Below are 19,714 nucleotides of genomic sequence, written 5' to 3'. Positions count from 1 at the left end.
TGGCGGAGTTTCGGGAGTTTGGAGTTGCCATGACCACAGAATCCAGCAGCAAGGACCTGCTGCCCGCCGATCTCGCCATGGGCACGGTGATGCTCAAAGTGGGCAACATGAAGCTGATGACGGACTATTACCAGCGGGCGCTCGGGCTGGAGCCGGTGGCCGAGCAGGATGGCGGCGTGTACCTTGGCCGGCGCGGAAGGCCCTTGGTCCACCTGGCGCCGGCCCCCGGACTGAACCTTCCCGCCCGGGGTGAGGCCGGACTGTTCCATACAGCGCTGTTGTTCGAGGACCGGCCGTCGCTCGCTGCCACGGTGGCCTCCGCGGCCCGGTATGAACCGGGGCTGTTCACGGGCAGCGCGGACCACCTTGTCAGCGAGGCCTTCTACTTCAGCGACCCGGAGGGCAACGGCATCGAGCTCTACTGGGACCGCCCGCGTGAGGCCTGGTCCTGGGAGGGCAGCAACGTGGTCATGGACAGCCTTGCCCTGCCGCCGCAGAGGTTCCTGCAGGAACACCTGACCGAGGAGGCAGTGAGCGGTCAGCGGGAGACGCGGGCCGGCGTCGGGCACGTCCACCTCCAAGTTGGCGATGTGCAATCAGCGCACGACTTCTACGTGGGCACGCTTGGTTTCGAGAAAACCGCAGGATGGCACGGACAGGCCCTGTTCGTCTCGGCTGGCGGCTATCACCACCACATGGCCATGAACGTCTGGAACAGCAGGGGCGCAGGGCCGCGGCAGGACACGCTGGGCCTGGGTGAAGTCCTGATCGAAGTTCCCGAGGGCGACGACGTCGGCGCGCTCGCTGACCGTTTGCGGGTGGCCGGCGTCCAGCCCCACCACACGGGGGCGGAGCTGCGGTTCGAGGATCCGTGGCGCAACCGGATCCGCGTCGCGGTCCGCTAAGGGGGCGCTGACCAGCACGTCCATCTGGGTTAGGCTGAATCCGGAAGGCCCCGGGCAGCCGCAAAGCTGCCCGTCAGGACCATCACACCGCAGACGGAATGAGGATGATTTCCATGGGTTTCACCGAAATCTTTGTTTCCACCCACGATGAGGCCCTCAAGCGCGCGGGGGTACTCGACGGCGGGGGGCCTGCGGCTCCGGAGGCGCTCCGGATTCCGGACATCAGCGATTTTGAAATTGAACAGCTCGGCGACCTGGCCGGCACGGCGGTGCACGCGGCGGGCGCGGACTACGAACTGGCAATGGTGGATGTGGCCAGCGATTCACTGCTGGGCGTGCCGGCGGCCATGGTCCGGGCGCTGGCGGAACTCCTCAGCTATGAGACCGAGGGGGAGGGCGACATCCTGGAGGATGTGGCGGCCAGGTGGGCGGCGGAGGAGGACATGCCCTTCGGGTCCGAGGAGGCCCGCGGCTATGTCCAGAGGCTGGCCCAGCTCGCCGGCAGTGTGGACCCCAACGCCCGAACCGGGTTGTACGTCTGGTCGTCCTGACCGGCCCGCTGTGTGTCAAGTCGAAATCCCGGCGTTGATCTGGCACAATGAACAGGTACTCGATCTGCGTGGCCCCTCTCTCCGCGTCCGGATCTTGTCCTTTTAGAACCCCCTAGTACGGCCCGCCCCACGGGTGCAGAACGCCGGGCTCGACCCCGTTTCAGAAACAGGAGTGACCACAAAAGTGGCCGTAAAGATTCGCCTTAAGCGCTTCGGCAAGATGCGCGCACCGTACTACCGCATCGTCGTCATGGACGCACGCTCCAAGCGTGATGGCCGTGCCATCGAAGAAATCGGCAAGTACCACCCGACCGAAGAGCCCTCGTACATCGAGGTCGACACGGACCGTGCCCAGTACTGGCTCGGCGTCGGCGCACAGCCGTCCGAGCAGGTCGCCGCGATCCTCAAGATCACCGGTGACTGGCAGAAGTTCAAGGGTCTCCCCGGCCAGGAGGGCACCTTGAAGACCAAGGCTCCCAAGGCTGCCTTCGTTACGCCGGAAAAGGGTTCCGTGATCATCCCGGAAGCCATCACCAAGAAGGCCAAGAAGGACGACGCCGCCGAGGCCCCCGCCGACGCAGCAGCAGAGACCACCGAGGCTGAGTAAATTGCTGGCAGAAGCGCTCGAACACCTAGTCCGCGGGATCGTTGACAGTCCTGAGGATGTCAAGGTCAGTGCGAAGAACAACCGCCGCGGGGACACCCTCGAGGTGCGCGTTCACCAGGACGACCTCGGACGGGTGATCGGTCGTCAGGGCCGCACGGCACGCGCATTGCGCACTGTCGTGGCGGCGCTGGCCGGCGGCGAACAGGTCAGGGTCGACGTCGTCGACACAGACCGCCGCCGGTAAACGCCCCGCAATATTTGTCTCAAGTCCGGCCCCTTCACCAGATCATGGTGGAGGGGCCGGACTGTTTTTCAGCAAGACCCGGCGCCGCAGTAGGCGCACGCAGCAGAACCCGAACAGAACGACTCCGGAACAGAGGAACAGATGCAGCTTCAGGTGGCACGAATCGGCAAACCGCACGGCATCCGCGGCGAAGTGACCGTCCAGGTCCTGACCGACGCGCCGGAGGACCGCTTCATTCCAGGCACGGAATTCATGGTTGAGCCCGCGTCGGTGGGGACGCTGACCGTGGACAGCGCCCGCTGGAACAAGGACATCCTGCTGCTGGGTTTTGAAGGCATCGAGACCCGCAACCAGGCCGAAGCCCTGCGCGGCGCCAAACTGTTCATCGAGACCGAAGAGCTTGACGAGGACGACGACGAGGGCTGGTATGAGCATGAGCTCGTCGGCCTCGAGGTGCGGGTGGGCGACGCCGTTGTGGGCAAGGTTTCCGGGCTGCACACCCTTCCGGTCCAGGACCTCATTGTCGTGGAGGCAACCGACGGCAAAGAGATCCTGATTCCCTTCGTGGAAGAGATCGTGCCCGAGGTCAACATCGGCGAAAAGTACATCCTGGTCACCCCGCCGCCGGGGCTCTTCGACATCAACGCTGATGAGTCCGGCGAAACGACGGAGCTCGGCGACGCCGGATCGGGCAAGACTGAGGCCGGAGACAACGCGTAAATGAGGATCGACGTCGTCAGCATCTTCCCCGAGTACCTTGCGCCCCTGGAACTTTCCCTGATCGGGAAGGCGCGCCAGGACGGCCTGCTGGACCTTAAGGTCCACGACCTCCGGGAGTTCACCACGGACAAGCACCGGACGGTGGACGACACCCCGTACGGCGGCGGCGCCGGCATGGTGATGAAGGCTGAACCGTGGGCGCAGGCGCTGGCCTCGGTGGCTGCGGCCGGGGACGACGACCCCTCCCGCAAGCCGGTGCTGATCGTCCCGTCACCCGCGGGCGAACGGTTCACCCAGGCGCTGGCACACGAGCTCGCGGAGGAAGAACAGCTCGTTTTCGCCTGCGGCCGGTACGAGGGCATCGACGAGCGGGTCATCGAGTGGGCGGATGAGCACTTCACTGTCCGGCCCCTGAGCCTGGGGGACTACGTCCTTAACGGCGGCGAAGTGGCGGTCCTGGCCATGACCGAGGCCATCGTGCGGCTCCTTCCCGGCGTTGTCGGCAATCCGGAGTCCCTGGTCGAGGAATCCCACTCTGACGGACTGCTGGAATACCCGGTGTACACCAAGCCCTCCAGCTGGCGGGACCGCGACGTTCCGCCCGTGTTGCTGAGCGGCAACCACGGCAAAATTGCCCAGTGGAGGCGCCACGAGCAGTACCGGCGCACCGCCGAAAGGCGGCCGGACCTGCTCGAGGTGTTCGACGCCGGAAAGCTGCCGCGTGCGGACCGCACCGCGCTCGGGGACCTGGGGTACGACGTCGTCGACGGTCGCCTGCGGCTCCGCCCGGAGGCGACCGGAGAGGGCCTGGCCGCCCAAGGCTGACGTCCGGCGGAGCAACCGCCGCCACAAGGCGGTTCCTGATTCGCCGGAATCCTCCGAATGTGGCAAAATTGGTCCTTGTGCCTGCTGGGTGCGCACCTGCCACAGGGGGAGCGTCACCAACAGCCCGGCACCCCGGTCCCGTCAATCAGTGATGGAGCCGGATCAGAAAACTTTCGGCAGTGATTTCCGGGTCTTTTCCCGGGCTTGGCAGCCGTGACCCAAAGTGGATGACCTGTGGCGTTCACCAGGAGTGGATCAATGCATATCCTCGATACCGTAGATGCAGCCTCGCTGCGCACCGATGTTCCCCAGTTCCGCGCGGGTGACACCCTCAAGGTTCACGTGAACATCATCGAAGGCAAGAACTCCCGTGTCCAGGTCTTCCAGGGCTTCGTCCTGGGCCGCCAGGGCGACGGCATCCGCGAAACCTTCACGGTCCGCAAGGTTTCCTTCGGTGTCGGCGTAGAGCGTACCTTCCCGGTGCACTCCCCGATCATCGACAAGATCGAGGTCGTCACCAAGGGTGACGTCCGCCGCGCCAAGCTTTATTACATGCGTGCACTGCGCGGTAAGGCTGCGAAGATCAAGGAAAAGCGCGACTTCAGCACCGCCAAGTAAGTCTTCCGGACTTCCACGGCGGGTCCAGAACCCGGATCCGGCCCGCGCCGGAGCCTTCCGCAACAGCGCCACAGGATACGGATCATGGACCAGTCAGAACGCCAGCCCAGGAAACTGGGCTGGCGTTTTGCGTTGCTGGCCCTTGCGCTGGCGCTGCTCATCAGCGGACTTGTCCGCGCCCTCTGGCTGGATGTGTACTACATACCGTCCGCCTCCATGGAACCGCTCTTCGGTGCGGGGGACAGGATCCTGGTTTCCCGTACCGATTTCCAGTCCGGACCGGTCCGTCGCGGTGACGTCGTGGTCTTCGACGGCCGCGGGTCGTTCGCTCCGCTCAACAGCGGCAACGGACCGGTGCAGGATGCCGCGGCGGCGGCCGGACACTGGCTTGGCATTACAGGCAGTGATACAACCTACATAAAGCGGGTTATCGGGTTGCCCGGCGATCATGTCATCTGCTGCGATGACCAGCAGCGGCTCACAGTGAACGGTCAGGCGCTTGAGGAACCATACCTCTATGGCGGGGACGTGGCGAGCAAGCAGAAGTTCAGTGTGATCGTTCCGGCGGGACGGCTATGGTTGCTTGGAGACCACCGGTCCATGTCCGCTGATTCCCGAAGCCTGCTGGGCGCACCGGGAGGCGGCATGGTTCCCCTGGACCGGGTGATCGGCCGGCCGGTCCAGATCATCTGGCCACTCGACAGATTTGCGGCCGTGCCCCGGCCCGCAGAAACCAGCACGACGACGAAGGACGGACAGTAGATGCCCGAGACCGATCCCCGGACTCCTGATCCGCTCAAGCGCGATGCCGTAGCAGGCGCCCACACTTCAGGCGCCCACACAGGACGCGACTCCGCCGGAAGCGACTACTCGGCAACTGCCACGGACGCCGATGCCGTGTCTCCGCCTGTAGCACCGCCGGCAGCTCCTTCGGCCGGTCCGTCAGCTGCATCGGAGCAGCCCGCTCTCCGGTCAGAGGGCCGGGCTGCTGGTTTGAAGGGCGCCCATTCCAAGGCCGGGCCATCAAAGCCGGCCAAGGAGAGCAAGGCCCACAGCCCGCTGTACCTTTGGATCAAGGAAGTGGCCACGGTGGTGGCCATCGCGGTGGTGCTGTCCTTCCTGATCAAGACGTTCCTGTTCAGGGCGTTCTATATCCCGTCTGAATCCATGGTCAGCACGCTCGACGTCAACGACCGCATCTTCGTCAACCTGCTGGTGCCGGAGCCTTTTGCCCTTGAGCATGGTGATGTGGTGGTCTTCAAGGACACCAAGGGATGGCTGGTGCCGACGCCGGACAAGGCGGACGGCCCGTTCACCTGGGTCCAGGACGGCCTGACATTCGTCGGCCTGCTGCCGGACAATTCGGAGCAGCACCTGGTCAAGCGCGTCATCGGCCTCCCCGGCGACCACGTCGTGTGCTGCGACGCCGGCGGGAAACTCACCATCAACGGCAAGGAAGTGGATGAGACGTACGTCAACCCCGCCGAGGTGCCCGATATCCGCAACTTCGACGTCGTTGTCCCGGACGGCAAGATCTGGGTGATGGGAGACAACCGGAACCACTCGGCGGATTCCCGCGCCCACCAGGACAGCAACGGCGGCTTCATCGACATGCCCGACATCGAGGGCAAGGCAGCCGTCATTGCCTGGCCCCTCAACAGGCTGACCGGGCTGGGAAACTACCCCGACGTGTTCCGGAACGTTCCCGCACCGACTGGAAAATAGATGTCCATTGCACCAACCCTCGATTATGAGCACCGTTTCCTGAGTACCGGTGCCAGGCTCCTGGCCGGCATCGACGAAGTCGGCCGGGGAGCCATCGCGGGACCCGTGACCGTCGGAATCGCCGTCGTCGACCTCAGCCGCCCGGTCCTTCTCGACGACGTCCGCGACAGCAAGCTGCTGAAGGAATCTGACCGTGAGCGGCTGGAACCCCTGGTGCGCAGCTGGAGCGTCGCGTCGGCGGTGGGGCACGCCTCGGCCAGCGAGATCGACGCCATGGGCATCATCGCGGCGCTGCGGACGGCGGGAACAAGGGCCTGGCTGCAAATCCTGGCTGCCGGGGTCACTCCCGATGTGGTGCTGCTCGACGGCAGCCACAACTGGCTCTCACCTGAGACACAAGCGTCCCTCTTTGACGAGGCCCCGGCCGGGCCCGGGTGTGACGCTCCGGTCCACACCCTCGTCAAGGCGGACATGCAGTGCTTGAGCGTGGCCGCCGCCAGCATCCTCGCCAAAGTGGAGCGGGACCGGCTCATGCGGACGCTGCACACGGAGTTCCCGGCCTTCGCCTGGAATGAAAACAAAGGCTACGGAACGGCGTCACACAAGGAAGCGCTCAGGGCCGCGGGACCCACGCCCTATCACCGGGTGAGCTGGCAGATTCTCTGAACTGGGCCGCCATGGAATGGGGCCGGCGAGCGGGCAAAGGGCGGCAGGGCCGGCGCCATGGCCCACGCGGTGCGCTGAATAGTGCAAGATGGAACCATGAGTGCCGAGGATCTTGAGAACTATGAAACCGACATGGAGCTGCAGCTCTACCGCGAATACCGTGACGTCGTCGGGCTGTTCAGCTACGTAGTCGAGACCGAACGGCGCTTCTACCTTGCCAACCACGTGGACCTGCAGGCGCGCAGTGCAGACGGCGAAGTCTATTTTGACCTCACCCTGCAGGATGCCTGGGTTTGGGACGTCTATAGATCGGCTCGCTTCGTCAAGAGCGTCCGGGTGATTACGTTCAAGGACGTCAATGTGGAAGAGCTGCCCCGCAACGAGGAACTGGCCCTTCCCAAGGACGTGGACCTGGGCAACTGATCCGGGCAAGTGATCAACCGTGTCGGCGTTTGTACTACCTGTTTTTTGCCCAGGGTCTGGCATCCCTGCCCCCCTTGGCGCGAGACTACTGTGTGGGATTGATTCGTAGTTCTGTTCCGACGGCTTACCGCGTTGCGGAGGGGTCTCGCGTCCTGCAGACACATCCTGACGGTGCTTGAGTCGAGCGCCCCAGGGCTCGTACTGGCACCGCCTACCCGGCTGACATCAGAGAAGATCTCACCATGAAAATACTCTGCTGGTTCCTAGGGCACATCTGGAGCAGCCATGCCGGCTTCTACGATGAGCGGCCGCACCAGTCTGCCCACTGCATGAGATGCGGAACCCGCGCCTAGCGGCTCCTGCCTGGCGGTTTGCGTCCGTCCGACCTCCGCCCACTACTCCTCCACATCGCGTCTTTGCTGGGAGTTTTCCCACATAGCGCCCTCGGCCGGTATGCCTGGCTCCGCCGCTCCCGCAGTCTGGTGGCGGAGGTAAGAATGAGAGCCAAAGACTTGCTTGGCCGGCGCGGGGAAGAACTGGCTGCCGGATATCTGGAATCACAGGGCATGCTGATCGTGGACCGCAACTGGCGCTGTCCCGAGGGCGAGATCGACATCGTGGCGCTTGACGGCGATTCGCTGGTCATCGCCGAAGTCAAAACGCGAAAATCACTGGCCTACGGGCATCCCTTTGAAGCCGTCGGCGTTGCCAAACTGGCGCGCCTTCACCGGCTGGCTTCGGCCTGGTGCCGGGACCACGAACTCCGGATGCCCTTCCGCCGTGTCGACGTGGTTGCCGTCCTTGACGACGGCGCCGGCCAGCCGCTCGTGGAGCACCTCAAAGGGGTGGGCTAGGTGGGCCTCGGCAGGACATACTCTGTGGCCCTGGTAGGCCTCAACGGCTACATCGTTGAAGTCGAAGCGGACATCGGCCAGACACTCCCGGCCTTCATCATCCTGGGACTTCCGGATGCATCGCTGAACGAAGCCAAGGAACGGATCCGCTCGGCGGCCCAGAACTCCGGCATCCCGCTGAGCCGGCGCAAGATCACGGCCAACCTCATCCCGGCATCGTTGCCAAAACGTGGTTCCGGTTTCGATCTGGCCATCACCATGGCCGTCCTGCGCGCAGCAAACGACATCAAATCGACTGAGCGGACTGTCTTCATCGCCGAGCTGGGCCTTGACGGCAGGCTCAGGCCCGTCCGTGGCATCCTCCCGGCCGTGATGGCCGCCGTGCAGGCAGGCTACCCGGACGTTGTGGTGGCGCAGGCGAATGAGGCGGAGGCAGGGCTCGTGCCGGGTGCCAGGGTGCGCGGCTACAGGACCCTTGCCCGCCTCGCGTGTGACTTCGGGGCGGATCCGCAGGAACTTGCCTTGGACTTTGAACCGCATGACGAGGACACTTCCGGCGATGGTCCGTCCGTGGCGGGACCGGCCCCGGACATGTGTGATGTCGCCGGCCAGGCCGACGCCCGGAAAGCGCTGGAAGTCGCCGCTGCCGGGGCCCACCACCTGCTCCTGTCGGGCCCTCCGGGGGCCGGTAAGACCATGCTTGCCGAACGGCTCCCTGGCCTGCTGCCGGACCTGGCTGACGGCGAGGCCATGGAGGTCACCGCGATCCACTCCCTGTGCGCCCTGTCGTCAGCTGCAGTGCGGCTCCTCCGCCGGCCGCCGTTCGAGAATCCCCACCATACGGCCAGCGCAGCTGCCATCATCGGCGGCGGCTCCGGGCTGCCACGGCCGGGCGCAGCGTCCCGGGCGCACCGTGGTGTGCTCTTCCTTGACGAGGCTCCGGAGTATGAACGGCGGGTTCTCGATGCGCTCAGGCAACCGTTGGAGAGCGGCGAGCTGGTCATTCACCGGTCCGCCGGCACCGCCGCCTACCCGGCACGGTTCCAACTCGTTCTGGCCGCCAACCCCTGCCCGTGCGGAAAGGCTTCGGGGAAAGGGCTCGACTGCACCTGTACGCCCATGATGAGGCGCCGGTACCTTGCGCGGATGTCCGGGCCGCTGCTGGACCGGGTGGACATCCAATTGCAGGTGGAGAGGGTTTCGCTTGCTGCTTTCGGCCAGCCGGGTGCGGAAGAAGACACCGAGACCGTTGCCGCCAGGGTCCGTGCAGCCAGGATCCGCCAGCTGGAGAGGCTGCGGCCCCTGGGCCTGGAAACCAACTCGCAGGTGCCGGGCCGCGTACTTCGCGGTGCCCTGCGCCTGGCATCACCCACCACCCGGATCCTCGACCGCTCGCTGGAACGCGGTGTGCTCACCGCCCGCGGTTATGACCGGGTCCTCCGGCTGGCCTGGACGCTGGCGGACCTCGCTTGCCGTGACGCCCCGGATGACAACGACATCGGGCAGGCGCTGGGACTCCGGCAAGCTGCCTCGGCCGCGGCCTGAAAGGAACACGATGACTGAACAGGAACACCTGGCCAGGGCTGCCCTGTCGCGGCTGATGGAGCCGCAAGACGCTGCCGGCCTTGCCCTGGTGATGGTCGCCGGCGCAACTGACGCGCTGCGTATCGCCACGGGCCAGCTGGGGTCCGGGCCGCAGCTTGAACGGGATATCACCTCGTTGCTCGCGGACAATGGCACGGGCAGCTGGCCGGGAATGCAAGCCTCACTCCAGCGCTGGGCGCCGCGGATTCCGGACCTGGCCCCGGAACGGGATCTCGCCACCATGCACCGCCTGGGCGGGCGGATGATCATTCCGTCGGACGCACTATGGCCCCGGCAACTGGCTGACCTGGGCCTTCATGAACCCATCTGCCTCTGGTGGCGCGGCATGGAGCAACCGCTGCCTGCGGCGGAGAAGTCCATTGCCCTTGTCGGATCCCGCGACAGCACAAGCTACGGTGCTGCCGTCACCGGCGACCTCGCTTATTCGCTGGCACAGCGGGGTTTGACGATCATCTCGGGCGGGGCCTACGGGATCGATGCGCACGCCCACCGGTCTGCCCTGGCCGGGGCCGGCGATGCCATGCCCACCATCGCCGTTATGGCCGGGGGAGTGGACCGCTTCTATCCATCCGGCAATGAAGACCTGCTCAGGACGGTAGCCAACCAGGGTGCGGTCCTGGCTGAGGTGCCACCTGGCTCCGCCCCCACGCGATACCGGTTCCTGCAGCGGAACCGCCTCATCGCCGCTCTGGCGTCGGTCACGGTCGTCGTGGAGGCCCGCTGGCGCTCGGGCGCACTGAACACGGCCCACCACGCTGAATCGCTGGGCAGGGCCGTCGGTGCCGTCCCCGGTTCCGTGCACAGCGCCAATTCCGCAGGCTGCCACCGGCTGATTCGCGAAGGGGGAGCCGTCTGCGTCACGGACGCCGGTGAAATCGCCGAGCTGGCCGCTCCCAGCGGCGAATCGTTGGCGGACCTGGCTCCGGAGCAGCGCGCTGACCATGACGGCCTCACCCTGGAGGACCTCATTCTGCTCGATGCGTTGCCGCTGCGGTCCACCAGCTCAGTCGAGAAGCTGAGCTCCGTTGCAGGACTGAGCGCCGATTCCGTCAGGGCGGGCCTGGGCAGGCTGGGACTTCTGGGGCTTGCCGAATCCGAACGCGGCGGGTGGAAACGGTCCCGGAAGGCCTGCTGAGTGCCTGCGGCCTGCCCCTGTCGCCCTACCGGCGGCCTTCCGGAATTGTGCCGTCTTGAGTGCGTGGTTCCTTGATTGGCGGCCGAATGATGGGAAAGTTGGAGCGTGGACACCCCTGATCTCCCGGCAGCCCTCGCTGGCGCCGCCGACGCCTTCGGCCGCTACCTCGACGGTGAGCGGGCCAGGTCGGCTCATACTGTTCGCGCTTACCTGTCGGACGTCCACAGCCTGCTGGTGGCTGCAGCAGCGGACGGCGTCACCGATCTCGACGGGATTGAACTCTCCACGCTGCGGCGGTGGCTCGGAGCGCAGAGCGAAGCGGGCATGTCCCGCTCAACGCTGGCGCGGCGCGCTGCCACTGCCCGGTCCTTCACCGCCTGGGCCGTGCGGGAGGAACTCCTGGAGGCCGATCCCGCCCTGCGCCTGAAGGCACCGAAGCGCGAAAAGTCACTGCCCGGCGTCCTGCACCAACAACAGGTCGTGCGCGTCCTGGACGGTCTCGAGACGGCGGCGGACGAAGGCGCGCCGCTCGCCATTCGGAACCGCGCCATGGTGGAGCTGCTCTATGCAACCGGAGTCCGGGTGGGGGAGCTGGCTGGCATGGACGTCGACGATCTCGACCAGGACCGCCGCACGCTCCGGGTCATCGGCAAGGGAAACAAGGAGCGGACAGTGCCTTACGGGGTGCCGGCGGCCGCCGCGGTCGACGACTGGCTCCGCCGTGGAAGGCCGGTGCTGGCGGCGGACGCGAGCGGTCCGGCACTGTTCCTCGGAGCGAGGGGCCGCAGGGTGGACCAGCGGCAGGTCCGTGCCGTGGTGAAGGACCTGCTGGACGCGCTGGGCGACACGGCTGCCACCGGTCCGCACGCGCTCCGGCACTCCGCCGCCACTCATTTGCTGGATGGCGGAGCTGACCTCAGGGCGGTGCAGGAAATCCTTGGCCACAGCAGCCTGGCAACAACACAGATCTACACCCACGTCTCGGTGGACCGGCTGCGGCGAAGCTACCAGCAGGCACATCCCCGCGCGTGAGCTGTTGCCTGCGGCCGTGGGGTTATGGCGCTGGGCGCCGACCGTCTGCGGTGCGGGAAATATTGATAACCCCCGGCGCGCCGAATTGCACTGGCGTAATTATGCGGGGTACGGCACAATAAGAGTCATGCCCGGCAACTCTCAAGTCTGACTTGAACCTCGCCCTCCGGCGGGTAACGCAGTTCCGGGCACTAATTTCATAGTCTTGCAGAGATCACCGGCAGCATGCGGGAACCCTGCGCGGCAGACAGACATCCAGGCAGAGGTCGTTGGGGAAGACGTACCTACAGCTATGGAGGATGGAATGTCTGTTGCAATGACCCGCGGTGTCTTGTTCGTTCACTCGGCCCCGACCGCCCTGTGCCCTCACGTTGAGTGGGCCATTGGGTCTGTCGTGGACAAGCGCACGGACCTCGAGTGGACTGCTCAGCCTGCTGCGCCCGGAATGTTCCGTTCGGAACTGTCCTGGACCGGCAGCCCGGGTACCGGCGCCCTCTTGGCGTCTGCCCTGCGTGGCTGGGCGCACCTGCGCTATGAGGTTACAGAGGAGCCCAGTCAGGGCGTTGACGGTGGCAGATGGTCGCACACGCCGGAGTTGGGAATCTTCCACGCCGTCACCGATGTGCACGGAAACATCATGGTCTCTGAAGACCGCATCCGCTATGCCTATGAGTCCGGTGCGGGCGACCCGTCCGCCGTCTATCACGAGCTCTCCCTTGCCCTTGGCGAAGCCTGGGACGAGGAGCTGGAGCCGTTCAGGCACGCCGCAGAGGGTGCCCCCGTGCGCTGGCTGCACCAGGTGGGTTGACCGGGCCGCCCTGCAATAACCTCCATAACGCAAGAGGCCCATGCCGGACGGCAGGGGCCTCTTGCTGCTGCAACGGAGGCTAGATGCTCCGGACGGCGATGACGGCGTTATGGCCGCCGAAGCCGAACGAGTTGCTCAGCGCCACGATGCTGCCCGAAGGCAGGTCACGTGCGGTCTTGGTGACGACGTCGAGCGGGATCTCAGGGTCCTGGTTCTCCAGGTTGATGGTTACCGGAGCCTTGCGCTCGTAAACAGCCAGCACGGTCAGCACGGCCTCGACGGCGCCGGAGGCGCCCAGCAGGTGGCCCATCTGGGACTTCGTAGCGGAGACCGCCACGTTGTCCACATGGGAGCCCAGTGCGGCCCGCAGAGCCGTATACTCGGGCTTGTCGCCGACGGGGGTCGACGTCGCGTGGGCGTTGACGTGGACCACGTCCTCGGCCTGGATGCGGCCGTCGAACATCGCTGCCTTCAGCGCGCGGGTGGCGCCCAGGCCTTCGGGGTCCGGGGCGGTGATGTGGTAGGCGTCAGCCGTCACAGATGTTCCGGCGAGCTCGGCGTAGATCCGTGCTCCGCGGGCAAGTGCATGTTCTTCGGCCTCGATGACCAGGGCGCCCGCACCTTCACCCATGACAAAACCATCGCGGCCCGTGTCGTAGGGGCGCGATGCACCGGCGGGATCATCATTGCGGCGTGACAGGGCCTGCATCGAGGCGAACGCGGCAATGGGCATGGGGTGGATCGCTGCTTCGGCGCCACCGCAAACAACGACGTCAGCCTTACCGGAGCGGATCAGGTCCAGTCCCAGGTGCAGGGCCTCGGTGCCGGAGGCGCAGGCGGACACGGGAGTATGGGCACCGGCACGGGCGCCAAGGTCCAGGCTCACCGCTGCGGCCACACCGTTGGGCATCAGCATGGGCACCGTCATGGGCAGGACCCGTCGCGGGCCCTTTTCGCGTAGGGTGTCCCACGCGTCCAGCAGAGTCCAGACGCCGCCGATGCCCGTGGCGAAGGCCACCGCAAGGCGGTCGTGGTCGACTTCCGTAATGCCGGAGTCTGCCCAGGCTTCGCGTGCGGCAACGACGCCGAACTGCGTGGACGGGTCCATGCGCTTTGCTTCTACGCGGCTCAGGACTTCCAGTGCAGGGGTTGAGGCGCGGGCTGCGAAGTGAACGGGCAGTTCATACTTGGCTACCCAGTCGTCCTCGAGCGTGTGCGCGCCGGAGACACCCTTCAGCGCGTTCTTCCACATTGTGGGGACATCGCCGCCAATGGGTGTGGTGGCACCCAGACCGGTAATGACTACTTTGCGTGCCATGGGATCACTCTCTATCGGTGCGCATGCCGTGTCCGGGAAATACCTGGCCGGGGGGCTCTGCGTGGGGAAACTTGAGGTCATTCAGCGGTGTTCGGTCCGAGGCGCTGATTTCAGCGCCCCGGACCGGCTACCGGGTTCGGCCGTTGCCGGCAGAAGCCAGGACTAGGCCTGTGCGTTTGCGATGAAACTGACTGCGTCACCGACGGTCTTGAGGTTCTTGACCTCTTCGTCCGGGATGCGCACGCCGAACTTTTCCTCAGCGTTGACCACGATGGTCATCATGGAGATGGAGTCGATGTCCAGGTCCTCAGTGAAGGACTTGTCCAGCTCGACGGCTTCGGTGGCGAGGCCGGTTTCTTCGTTGACGATTTCAGCCAGGCCGGCCAGGATCTCTTCGTTGCTAGCCATTGATGGCTCCTTTTCTTGTTGTTGCCGGCAGGTGCTGCCGGAAATGATTCAAGCCGAGGTTACGGCTTGGTTCGCGAATCCGTGCTGTGCAGAACGTATTCAGTTGTGGGTAAAAGGGTGCGGTCTACGGGAGCACGATTACCTGTGCGCCGAAGACCAGGCCTGCGCCAAACCCGATCTGCAGGGCGAGTCCGCCGCTGAGTTCGGGGTTTTCCTGCAGCAGGCGGTGCGTGGCCAGCGGAATGGAAGCCGCCGAAGTGTTACCGGCCTCGGCGATGTCCCGGGCTACCTTGACGGTCTCGGGAAGCTTGAGCTTCTTGACCATCTCGTCGATGATGCGCATGTTCGCCTGGTGCGGGATGAAGGCCACGAGGTCCTCGGCCGCGATGCCGGCTGCGTCGAGGGCCTGCTGGGCCACCTTGGCCATCTCCCAGACCGCCCAGCGGAAGACGGTCTGGCCGTCCTGGCGCAGGGTGGGCCAGATGGCGGCGTCGGTTGCATCGGCCTCACCGGCGCTCAGCGAGCCTGCCTTGTTCGCGGCCAGGGCAAGTTCGCGGACATCCAGCAGAGAATGTGTCATGCCGATCGCATCCCACTTGCTGCCGTCCGAACCCCAAACGGATGGACCAATGCCCGCGGTCTCAGAGGGGCCGATCACGACCGCGCCGGCGCCGTCGCCGAGCAGGAACGAAATGGTGCGTTCGGTGTTGTCGATGACGTCCGAAAGCTTCTCGGCACCGACCACCAGCACGTATTCCGCCGCGCCGGAGCGGACCAGGGCGTCACCCTGGGCAATGCCGTAGCAGTAGCCGGCACACGCGGCGGAGATGTCGAACGCGGGAGCAGGCGTGGCGCCGAGGCGGTCCGCCAGGCTGGCAGCCGCGGACGGCGTCGCGAAGGGATGCGTAACGGTGGAGACAATGACCGCGCCCAGCTGGCTGGCTTCGATTCCCGCCTTGGCCAGGGCTTCACGGGCCGCGCCCTCGGCCATGTCAATGACGCTGACATCCGCGGGGGCGCGGTGCCGGGTCACAATGCCGGTGCGCTGCCGGATCCATTCGTCCGAGGAATCGATCCACTGGCAGACATCCTCGTTGGTGACGATGACGTCGGGCCGGTAGGCGCCGAGTCCCAGGATGCGGGTGTGTTCCCGCAGCGGTGCCTGCTTGAGTGCGGGAGCGCTCATGCCTGTCCCTCCAGTTCTGCGAATAGTGCAAGGGCGGCAGTGAGGTCCTCGGGAGTCTTGACGGCTACCGTCTTGACCCCGGGCATGCCCCTCTTGGCGAGTCCGGCCAGGGTACCGGCCGGTGCAAGTTCAATAACGCCCGTGACGCCGCGCTGTACCAGCGTCTCCATGCACAGGTCCCAGCGGACCGGCCGTGAGACCTGGGCGATGAGGCTGTTGACTGCCGCGCCGCCGTCGGTCACTTCCTTGCCGTCAAAGTTGGACAAAAGGGGCACCTGCGGGTTCTGCGGCTGAAGCGTCGGCTTCAGCGCTTCCAACGCCGCAACGGCGGGGGACATGTGTGAGGTGTGGAAGGCCCCTGCCACCTTAAGCGGGATCACGCGGGCCTTGGCCGGGGGATTGTCCGCGAGGACCTTGAGCTGCTCGAACGTGCCGGCGGCAACGGTCTGGCCTGCACCGTTCACGTTGGCCGGCGTGGCGCCGGAGGACTCAATGGCCGCCAGGACCTCGGCCGGGTCCCCGCCGACTATAGCGCTCATGCCCGTGGGCGTGACGGCGGCAGCAGCGGCCATGCTGTTGGCACGCTCCCGCACGAAGGTCATGGCCTCGGTTTCGGTCAGGACACCGGCAAGCGCCGACGCCGTGATCTCGCCGACCGAATGGCCGGCGAGGACAACGGGGAGGGTGCTGAGTTCGACGTCGAACAGCGACTTGGCGGCGATCAGTCCGGCCGCAACGATCAGCGGCTGCGCTACCGCCGTGTCCTTGATGGTTTCCTCATCCGACGTGGTGCCGTGTGCGGTGAGGTCGATGCCTGCTATTTCACTGAGGGAGGCCAAATGGCCTGCGACGGAAGGAAGTTCCAGCCAAGGGGCCAGAAAACCAGGGGTCTGGGAGCCCTGTCCAGGGCAGACGATTGCAAGCACGTATCCAGCTTTCCAAATTACTGCGTGATTCTCGGTGTATTCATGCACCAAGCTCACCGGGTCAGTTTGTAGGAAGTCTACAACGGTTCAGTTGCCGTTCCGGGACGGCTGGCGTTCAGTGGGCGCCTTGGGCGGCACGGAAAGTCGTCCCACCACGAGTGCCGCCTGGAGCACAAACGCCTCCCGGGGGAGCAGCGGATCCCAGCCGGTGACGTCACAAACGCGCTTGAGCCGGTAGCGGACTGTGTTGGCGTGCACGAAGAGTTCCCGCGCCGTTGCCTCCAGCGAGTGGCCCAGTTCGAGGTAGGTTCCCAGGGTCTCCACCAGCCCGTTGGACGCGGCGAGCAGGGGGCGGTAGATATTCTTGATAAGGGACCGGCGGGCTGCATCGTCCCCGGAAATAACCCGCTCGGGCAGCAAGTCGTCAGCAGCCACCGGGCGCGGCGCCGAGGGCCAGGCCCGCGCCGCCGTCAGCCCGGCGAAGGCCGACTGCGCCGAACTGCTCGCTTCGAGCAGGGAGCCGGCTTCAGGGCCGTAGACAACAGGGCCGGGGGCGAACAGTTCGCTGAGCTTCAGGTAGGCACTCTCCCGGTCCTGGACGCCGCCGAGGATCAGGATGAGGCGGTCCCCCTGGATTCCCACAAGGGCGTCCTCTGCGAACCGTCCGGCCGTCCGGCGCAGCTCGCTGACGTAGCTGGCGCTCGGTTCCGAAGGCGAATTGCCCACCATTACGGTAAACCGCTCCTGCGCTTTCCAGCCGAGGGCGGCGATACGGGACCGCAGGGCGTCCGTGTTTTCGCCGCGCAGGATCGCATCAACGATCAGTGCTTCCAGTCGGGTGTCCCAGGAGCCCCTCGATTCGGCGGCCCGGGCATAGACATCGGCGGCGGCAAAGGCCACTTCGCGCGAATAGCGGAGGACGGCTTCACGGAGGGCGGGCTGGTCCGCCTCCGGAGCGATCACGGGAACCTGGTCCTCCACCACCTCAACGACGATCCTGATGAGCTGGAGGGCCTTCTGCAGGCTGATGGAGCGGGTCAGCTCGGTGGGGGCGGTCCCGAAGACGTCGGTGAGGATCCACGACGGCGAGCTGGGGCGCTCGTACCACGTCACAAAAGCGGCGATCCCGTTCTGGGCCACCATTCCGAGGGCGGACCGCTCATCGGAGCTCAGCCGGCTGTACCACGGAAGCGATTTTTCCAGCTGGCGCATGGTGGTGGTGGACAATTGCCCCACACTGGCCCGGAGTTTCTTCAACGTCTGGGCTTTTTCCGGCGTCAGGGCGCGCGATGCCGGCTTGCGCTTTGCGGGAGTGGGGTTTGGCTCTGCCATGCATCGAGCATACGGTGCCCGCGGGCCAACCTCCATTTGTGCAAAGGCTACAATTCGATTTGTGCTGCGTCACAGGACCGCCAGGTTCGCGGAACGCAGGGCATATAACGACGACGGCGGCCCCCACCGTCAGATGGAAGCCGCCGTCGCAATTTACTGCTTACGGGTTAAGACTCTCCGCCGGCGTTCCCGGTGGATCCCGCGTTCACGTTGTGGAGCCGGTACTTCTCAATTGCCTGGACCGGAGCCTGGGCGTCCACTTCGCTGCGGCGTGCCAGCATCTCCAGCGAACGGACCACGATGGAGTGGATGTCGTTCTTGAAGAAGCGTCGTGCTGCGGCCCGGGTGTCGGAGAAGCCGAAGCCGTCCGCGCCGAGTGAGGCGAACTCGTTCGGGAGGAACTGGCGGATCTGGTCCGGGACGGCCTTCATGTAGTCCGAGACCGCCACGATGGGACCAGTTGCCCCTTCCAGCTGTGCCGTGACGAACGGCACCCGTGCCGGCTGGCCCGGGTTGAGGAACGCGTCCTCTTCCGCTGCCATGGCGTCGCGGCGCAGTTCGTTCCAGGACGTGACGGACCAGACGTCCGCGGAGACGCCCCAGTCCTCGGCCAGGAGCCGCTGGGCTTCGAGCGCCCACGGCACGGAAACGCCCGAGGCCAGGATCTGCGTGCGGGGGCCGTCAATCTTGGCCGGTGCCAGCAGGTAGATGCCCTTGAGCACGCCTTCAACGTCCAGCTCCTCCGGCTCAGCCGGCTGGGTGATGGGTTCGTTGTAGACGGTGATGTAGTACATCAGGTTCCGGTCGGCGTTGGTTCCGGCGGCGGCCTCCGGTCCGTACATGCGCTCGATGCCGTCGCGCATGATGTGGCCCATTTCGTAGCCGTAGGCGGGGTCGTAGGTGACCACTGCCGGGTTGGTGGCGGCGAGGATGGGGGAGTGGCCGTCGGCGTGCTGGAGTCCTTCGCCGGTGAGGGTGGTCCGGCCTGCGGTGGCGCCGATGATGAAGCCGCGGGTCATCTGGTCCGCTGCGGCCCAGAAGGCGTCGCCGGTGCGCTGGAAGCCGAACATGGAGTAGAACACGTAGACCGGGATCAGCGGTACGCCGTGGGTGGCGTAGGCGGTTCCGGCGGCGGTGAAGGCTGCGACGGCGCCGGCTTCGTTGATGCCGGGGTGGATCAGCTGGCCCTGGGCGGATTCCTTGTAGGCCAGCACCAGGTCCCGGTCCACGGAGAGGTAGTTCTGGCCCTTGGGGTTGTAGATCTTCGCCGTCGGGAAGAACGCGTCCATGCCGAACGTGCGTGCCTCATCGGGGATGATCGGCGCAATGTGCTTGCCGAACTCCTTGTCCCGCATGAGGTCCTTGAGCAGGCGGACGAACGCCATGGTGGTGGCGGCCTGCTGCTTGCCCGAACCGCGCTTGGCAACCTCGTAGGACTTCGCATCCGGAAGCGCAATCGCGGCATGCTTGCTGCGGCGTTCCGGGACGGAACCGCCCAGGGCGGCGCGGCGCTCCATCATGTACGCGATTTCCGGCGCATCGATTCCCGGGTGGAAATACGGCGGCTGATACGGATCGCCCTCAAGCTGCTCATCCGTGATGGGGATGCGCAGGTGGTCCCTGAACGACTTGAGGTCGTCGAGGGTGAGTTTTTTCATCTGGTGGGTGGCGTTGCGGCCTTCGAAGTGCGGTCCGAGTCCGTAGCCCTTGACCGTTTTGGCCAGGATCACGGTGGGTTTGCCCTTGAATTCGGTTGCTGCCTTGTACGCGGCGTAGACCTTGCGGTAGTCGTGGCCGCCGCGCTTGAGGTTCCAGATCTGGTCATC

At 65.7% G+C, this 19,714-nt stretch carries 22 protein-coding genes; 16 read left to right on the top strand and 6 right to left on the bottom strand.

Translation table 11 applies throughout. The annotated features are described in order from the left end of the window. The first annotated feature begins 29 nt into the window (after positions 1 to 29). From J7I79_RS09930 to J7I79_RS09855, 16 genes are all read left to right on the top strand, one after another. Positions 30 to 905: a VOC family protein gene (locus tag J7I79_RS09930; protein WP_214952762.1), complete on the top strand. Its 876-nt coding sequence runs from the start codon at positions 30 to 32 to the stop codon at positions 903 to 905. A 113-nt stretch (positions 906 to 1,018) separates the two neighbouring features. After that, entirely contained in the window at positions 1,019 to 1,456 is a 438-nt protein-coding gene (locus J7I79_RS09925) for a hypothetical protein (RefSeq protein WP_214952760.1), read from the top strand. A gap of 184 nt (positions 1,457 to 1,640) precedes the next feature. After that, entirely contained in the window at positions 1,641 to 2,063 is a 423-nt protein-coding gene (gene rpsP / locus J7I79_RS09920) for a 30S ribosomal protein S16 (RefSeq protein ID WP_104175432.1), read from the top strand. A 1-nt stretch (position 2,064) separates the two neighbouring features. After that, entirely contained in the window at positions 2,065 to 2,307 is a 243-nt protein-coding gene (locus J7I79_RS09915) for an RNA-binding protein (RefSeq protein ID WP_011692324.1), read from the top strand. 141 nt (positions 2,308 to 2,448) lie between these two features. Further along, on the top strand, positions 2,449 to 3,027 hold the full coding sequence (rimM, locus tag J7I79_RS09910) for a ribosome maturation factor RimM (RefSeq protein WP_214952758.1): 579 nt from the start codon (positions 2,449 to 2,451) through the stop codon (positions 3,025 to 3,027). After that, a complete protein-coding gene (gene trmD, locus J7I79_RS09905; RefSeq protein ID WP_214952757.1) occupies positions 3,028 to 3,852 on the top strand; it encodes a tRNA (guanosine(37)-N1)-methyltransferase TrmD in 825 nt (274 codons plus the stop codon). It begins immediately after the preceding gene. A gap of 258 nt (positions 3,853 to 4,110) precedes the next feature. Continuing rightward, on the top strand, positions 4,111 to 4,470 hold the full coding sequence (gene rplS / locus J7I79_RS09900; protein ID WP_011692321.1) for a 50S ribosomal protein L19: 360 nt from the start codon (positions 4,111 to 4,113) through the stop codon (positions 4,468 to 4,470). Positions 4,471 to 4,554: 84 nt separating this feature from the next. Beyond that, on the top strand, positions 4,555 to 5,232 hold the full coding sequence (lepB, locus tag J7I79_RS09895) for a signal peptidase I (RefSeq protein ID WP_214952755.1): 678 nt from the start codon (positions 4,555 to 4,557) through the stop codon (positions 5,230 to 5,232). Further along, the gene (gene lepB, locus J7I79_RS09890) at positions 5,233 to 6,195 is read left to right on the top strand and encodes a signal peptidase I (protein WP_251042637.1); all 963 of its coding nucleotides are present in this window, start codon (positions 5,233 to 5,235) and stop codon (positions 6,193 to 6,195) included. After that, positions 6,196 to 6,861: a ribonuclease HII gene (locus J7I79_RS09885; RefSeq protein ID WP_214952753.1), complete on the top strand. Its 666-nt coding sequence runs from the start codon at positions 6,196 to 6,198 to the stop codon at positions 6,859 to 6,861. A gap of 96 nt (positions 6,862 to 6,957) precedes the next feature. Continuing rightward, positions 6,958 to 7,284: a DUF2469 domain-containing protein gene (locus J7I79_RS09880; protein ID WP_003806068.1), complete on the top strand. Its 327-nt coding sequence runs from the start codon at positions 6,958 to 6,960 to the stop codon at positions 7,282 to 7,284. A 497-nt stretch (positions 7,285 to 7,781) separates the two neighbouring features. Beyond that, positions 7,782 to 8,138, top strand: a complete 357-nt coding sequence (locus J7I79_RS09875; protein WP_214952751.1) for a YraN family protein — start codon at positions 7,782 to 7,784, stop codon at positions 8,136 to 8,138. Then, positions 8,139 to 9,683 (top strand): YifB family Mg chelatase-like AAA ATPase, encoded by a 1,545-nt coding sequence (locus J7I79_RS09870; RefSeq protein ID WP_214952749.1) that lies wholly within the window; start codon positions 8,139 to 8,141, stop codon positions 9,681 to 9,683. It begins immediately after the preceding gene. Positions 9,684 to 9,693: 10 nt separating this feature from the next. Next, positions 9,694 to 10,878 carry a DNA-processing protein DprA gene (gene dprA, locus J7I79_RS09865; RefSeq protein ID WP_214952747.1) on the top strand — a complete coding sequence of 395 codons (1,185 nt, stop codon included), beginning with the start codon at positions 9,694 to 9,696 and terminating at the stop codon, positions 10,876 to 10,878. Between the two features lie 105 nt (positions 10,879 to 10,983). Further along, positions 10,984 to 11,910 carry a tyrosine recombinase XerC gene (locus J7I79_RS09860; protein ID WP_214952745.1) on the top strand — a complete coding sequence of 309 codons (927 nt, stop codon included), beginning with the start codon at positions 10,984 to 10,986 and terminating at the stop codon, positions 11,908 to 11,910. Positions 11,911 to 12,214: 304 nt separating this feature from the next. Continuing rightward, a complete protein-coding gene (locus tag J7I79_RS09855; protein WP_011692312.1) occupies positions 12,215 to 12,718 on the top strand; it encodes a DUF3145 domain-containing protein in 504 nt (167 codons plus the stop codon). 79 nt (positions 12,719 to 12,797) lie between these two features. Here J7I79_RS09855 and fabF read toward each other — a convergent pair whose 3' ends face one another. The 6 genes from fabF to J7I79_RS09825 all read right to left on the bottom strand — a co-directional run. Beyond that, positions 12,798 to 14,036 (bottom strand): beta-ketoacyl-ACP synthase II, encoded by a 1,239-nt coding sequence (gene fabF, locus J7I79_RS09850; RefSeq protein WP_214952743.1) that lies wholly within the window; start codon positions 14,034 to 14,036, stop codon positions 12,798 to 12,800. Between the two features lie 162 nt (positions 14,037 to 14,198). Further along, positions 14,199 to 14,444: an acyl carrier protein gene (locus J7I79_RS09845; RefSeq protein WP_011692310.1), complete on the bottom strand. Its 246-nt coding sequence runs from the start codon at positions 14,442 to 14,444 to the stop codon at positions 14,199 to 14,201. Positions 14,445 to 14,568: 124 nt separating this feature from the next. Next, complete coding sequence (locus J7I79_RS09840; RefSeq protein WP_214952741.1) at positions 14,569 to 15,630, bottom strand: beta-ketoacyl-ACP synthase III; 1,062 nt, start codon at positions 15,628 to 15,630, stop codon at positions 14,569 to 14,571. Beyond that, positions 15,627 to 16,556, bottom strand: coding sequence for an ACP S-malonyltransferase (locus tag J7I79_RS09835; protein ID WP_214952739.1), 930 nt, complete (start codon positions 16,554 to 16,556; stop codon positions 15,627 to 15,629). Before J7I79_RS09835 ends, J7I79_RS09840 begins: the two co-directional genes overlap by 4 nt. Positions 16,557 to 16,643: 87 nt before the next feature. Next, positions 16,644 to 17,888 (bottom strand): CdaR family transcriptional regulator, encoded by a 1,245-nt coding sequence (locus J7I79_RS09830; RefSeq protein ID WP_214952738.1) that lies wholly within the window; start codon positions 17,886 to 17,888, stop codon positions 16,644 to 16,646. Between the two features lie 167 nt (positions 17,889 to 18,055). After that, positions 18,056 to 19,714, bottom strand: a 1,659-nt coding sequence (locus tag J7I79_RS09825; RefSeq protein WP_396020187.1) for a transketolase-like TK C-terminal-containing protein, incomplete at its 5' end; no start/stop codon positions are given.

The organism is Arthrobacter sp. ISL-69 (assembly GCF_018613775.1).
Taxonomy (GTDB): Bacteria; Actinomycetota; Actinomycetes; order Actinomycetales; family Micrococcaceae; genus Arthrobacter.
Note: the sequence above shows the minus strand (reverse complement) of the source record. Positions and strands in the feature narration are given on the sequence as shown.

Coding starts and splice junctions, on each gene's coding strand:
- J7I79_RS09930 (WP_214952762.1), top strand. CDS start 30: ATGACCACAGAATCCAGCAGCAAGGACCTGCTGCCCGCCGATCTCGCC.
- J7I79_RS09925 (WP_214952760.1), top strand. CDS start 1,019: ATGGGTTTCACCGAAATCTTTGTTTCCACCCACGATGAGGCCCTCAAG.
- rimM (WP_214952758.1), top strand. CDS start 2,449: ATGCAGCTTCAGGTGGCACGAATCGGCAAACCGCACGGCATCCGCGGC.
- trmD (WP_214952757.1), top strand. CDS start 3,028: ATGAGGATCGACGTCGTCAGCATCTTCCCCGAGTACCTTGCGCCCCTG.
- rplS (WP_011692321.1), top strand. CDS start 4,111: ATGCATATCCTCGATACCGTAGATGCAGCCTCGCTGCGCACCGATGTT.
- lepB (WP_214952755.1), top strand. CDS start 4,555: ATGGACCAGTCAGAACGCCAGCCCAGGAAACTGGGCTGGCGTTTTGCG.
- lepB (WP_251042637.1), top strand. CDS start 5,233: ATGCCCGAGACCGATCCCCGGACTCCTGATCCGCTCAAGCGCGATGCC.
- J7I79_RS09885 (WP_214952753.1), top strand. CDS start 6,196: ATGTCCATTGCACCAACCCTCGATTATGAGCACCGTTTCCTGAGTACC.
- J7I79_RS09880 (WP_003806068.1), top strand. CDS start 6,958: ATGAGTGCCGAGGATCTTGAGAACTATGAAACCGACATGGAGCTGCAG.
- J7I79_RS09875 (WP_214952751.1), top strand. CDS start 7,782: ATGAGAGCCAAAGACTTGCTTGGCCGGCGCGGGGAAGAACTGGCTGCC.
- dprA (WP_214952747.1), top strand. CDS start 9,694: ATGACTGAACAGGAACACCTGGCCAGGGCTGCCCTGTCGCGGCTGATG.
- J7I79_RS09855 (WP_011692312.1), top strand. CDS start 12,215: ATGTCTGTTGCAATGACCCGCGGTGTCTTGTTCGTTCACTCGGCCCCG.
- fabF (WP_214952743.1), bottom strand. CDS start 14,036: ATGGCACGCAAAGTAGTCATTACCGGTCTGGGTGCCACCACACCCATT.
- J7I79_RS09845 (WP_011692310.1), bottom strand. CDS start 14,444: ATGGCTAGCAACGAAGAGATCCTGGCCGGCCTGGCTGAAATCGTCAAC.
- J7I79_RS09840 (WP_214952741.1), bottom strand. CDS start 15,630: ATGAGCGCTCCCGCACTCAAGCAGGCACCGCTGCGGGAACACACCCGC.
- J7I79_RS09830 (WP_214952738.1), bottom strand. CDS start 17,888: ATGGCAGAGCCAAACCCCACTCCCGCAAAGCGCAAGCCGGCATCGCGC.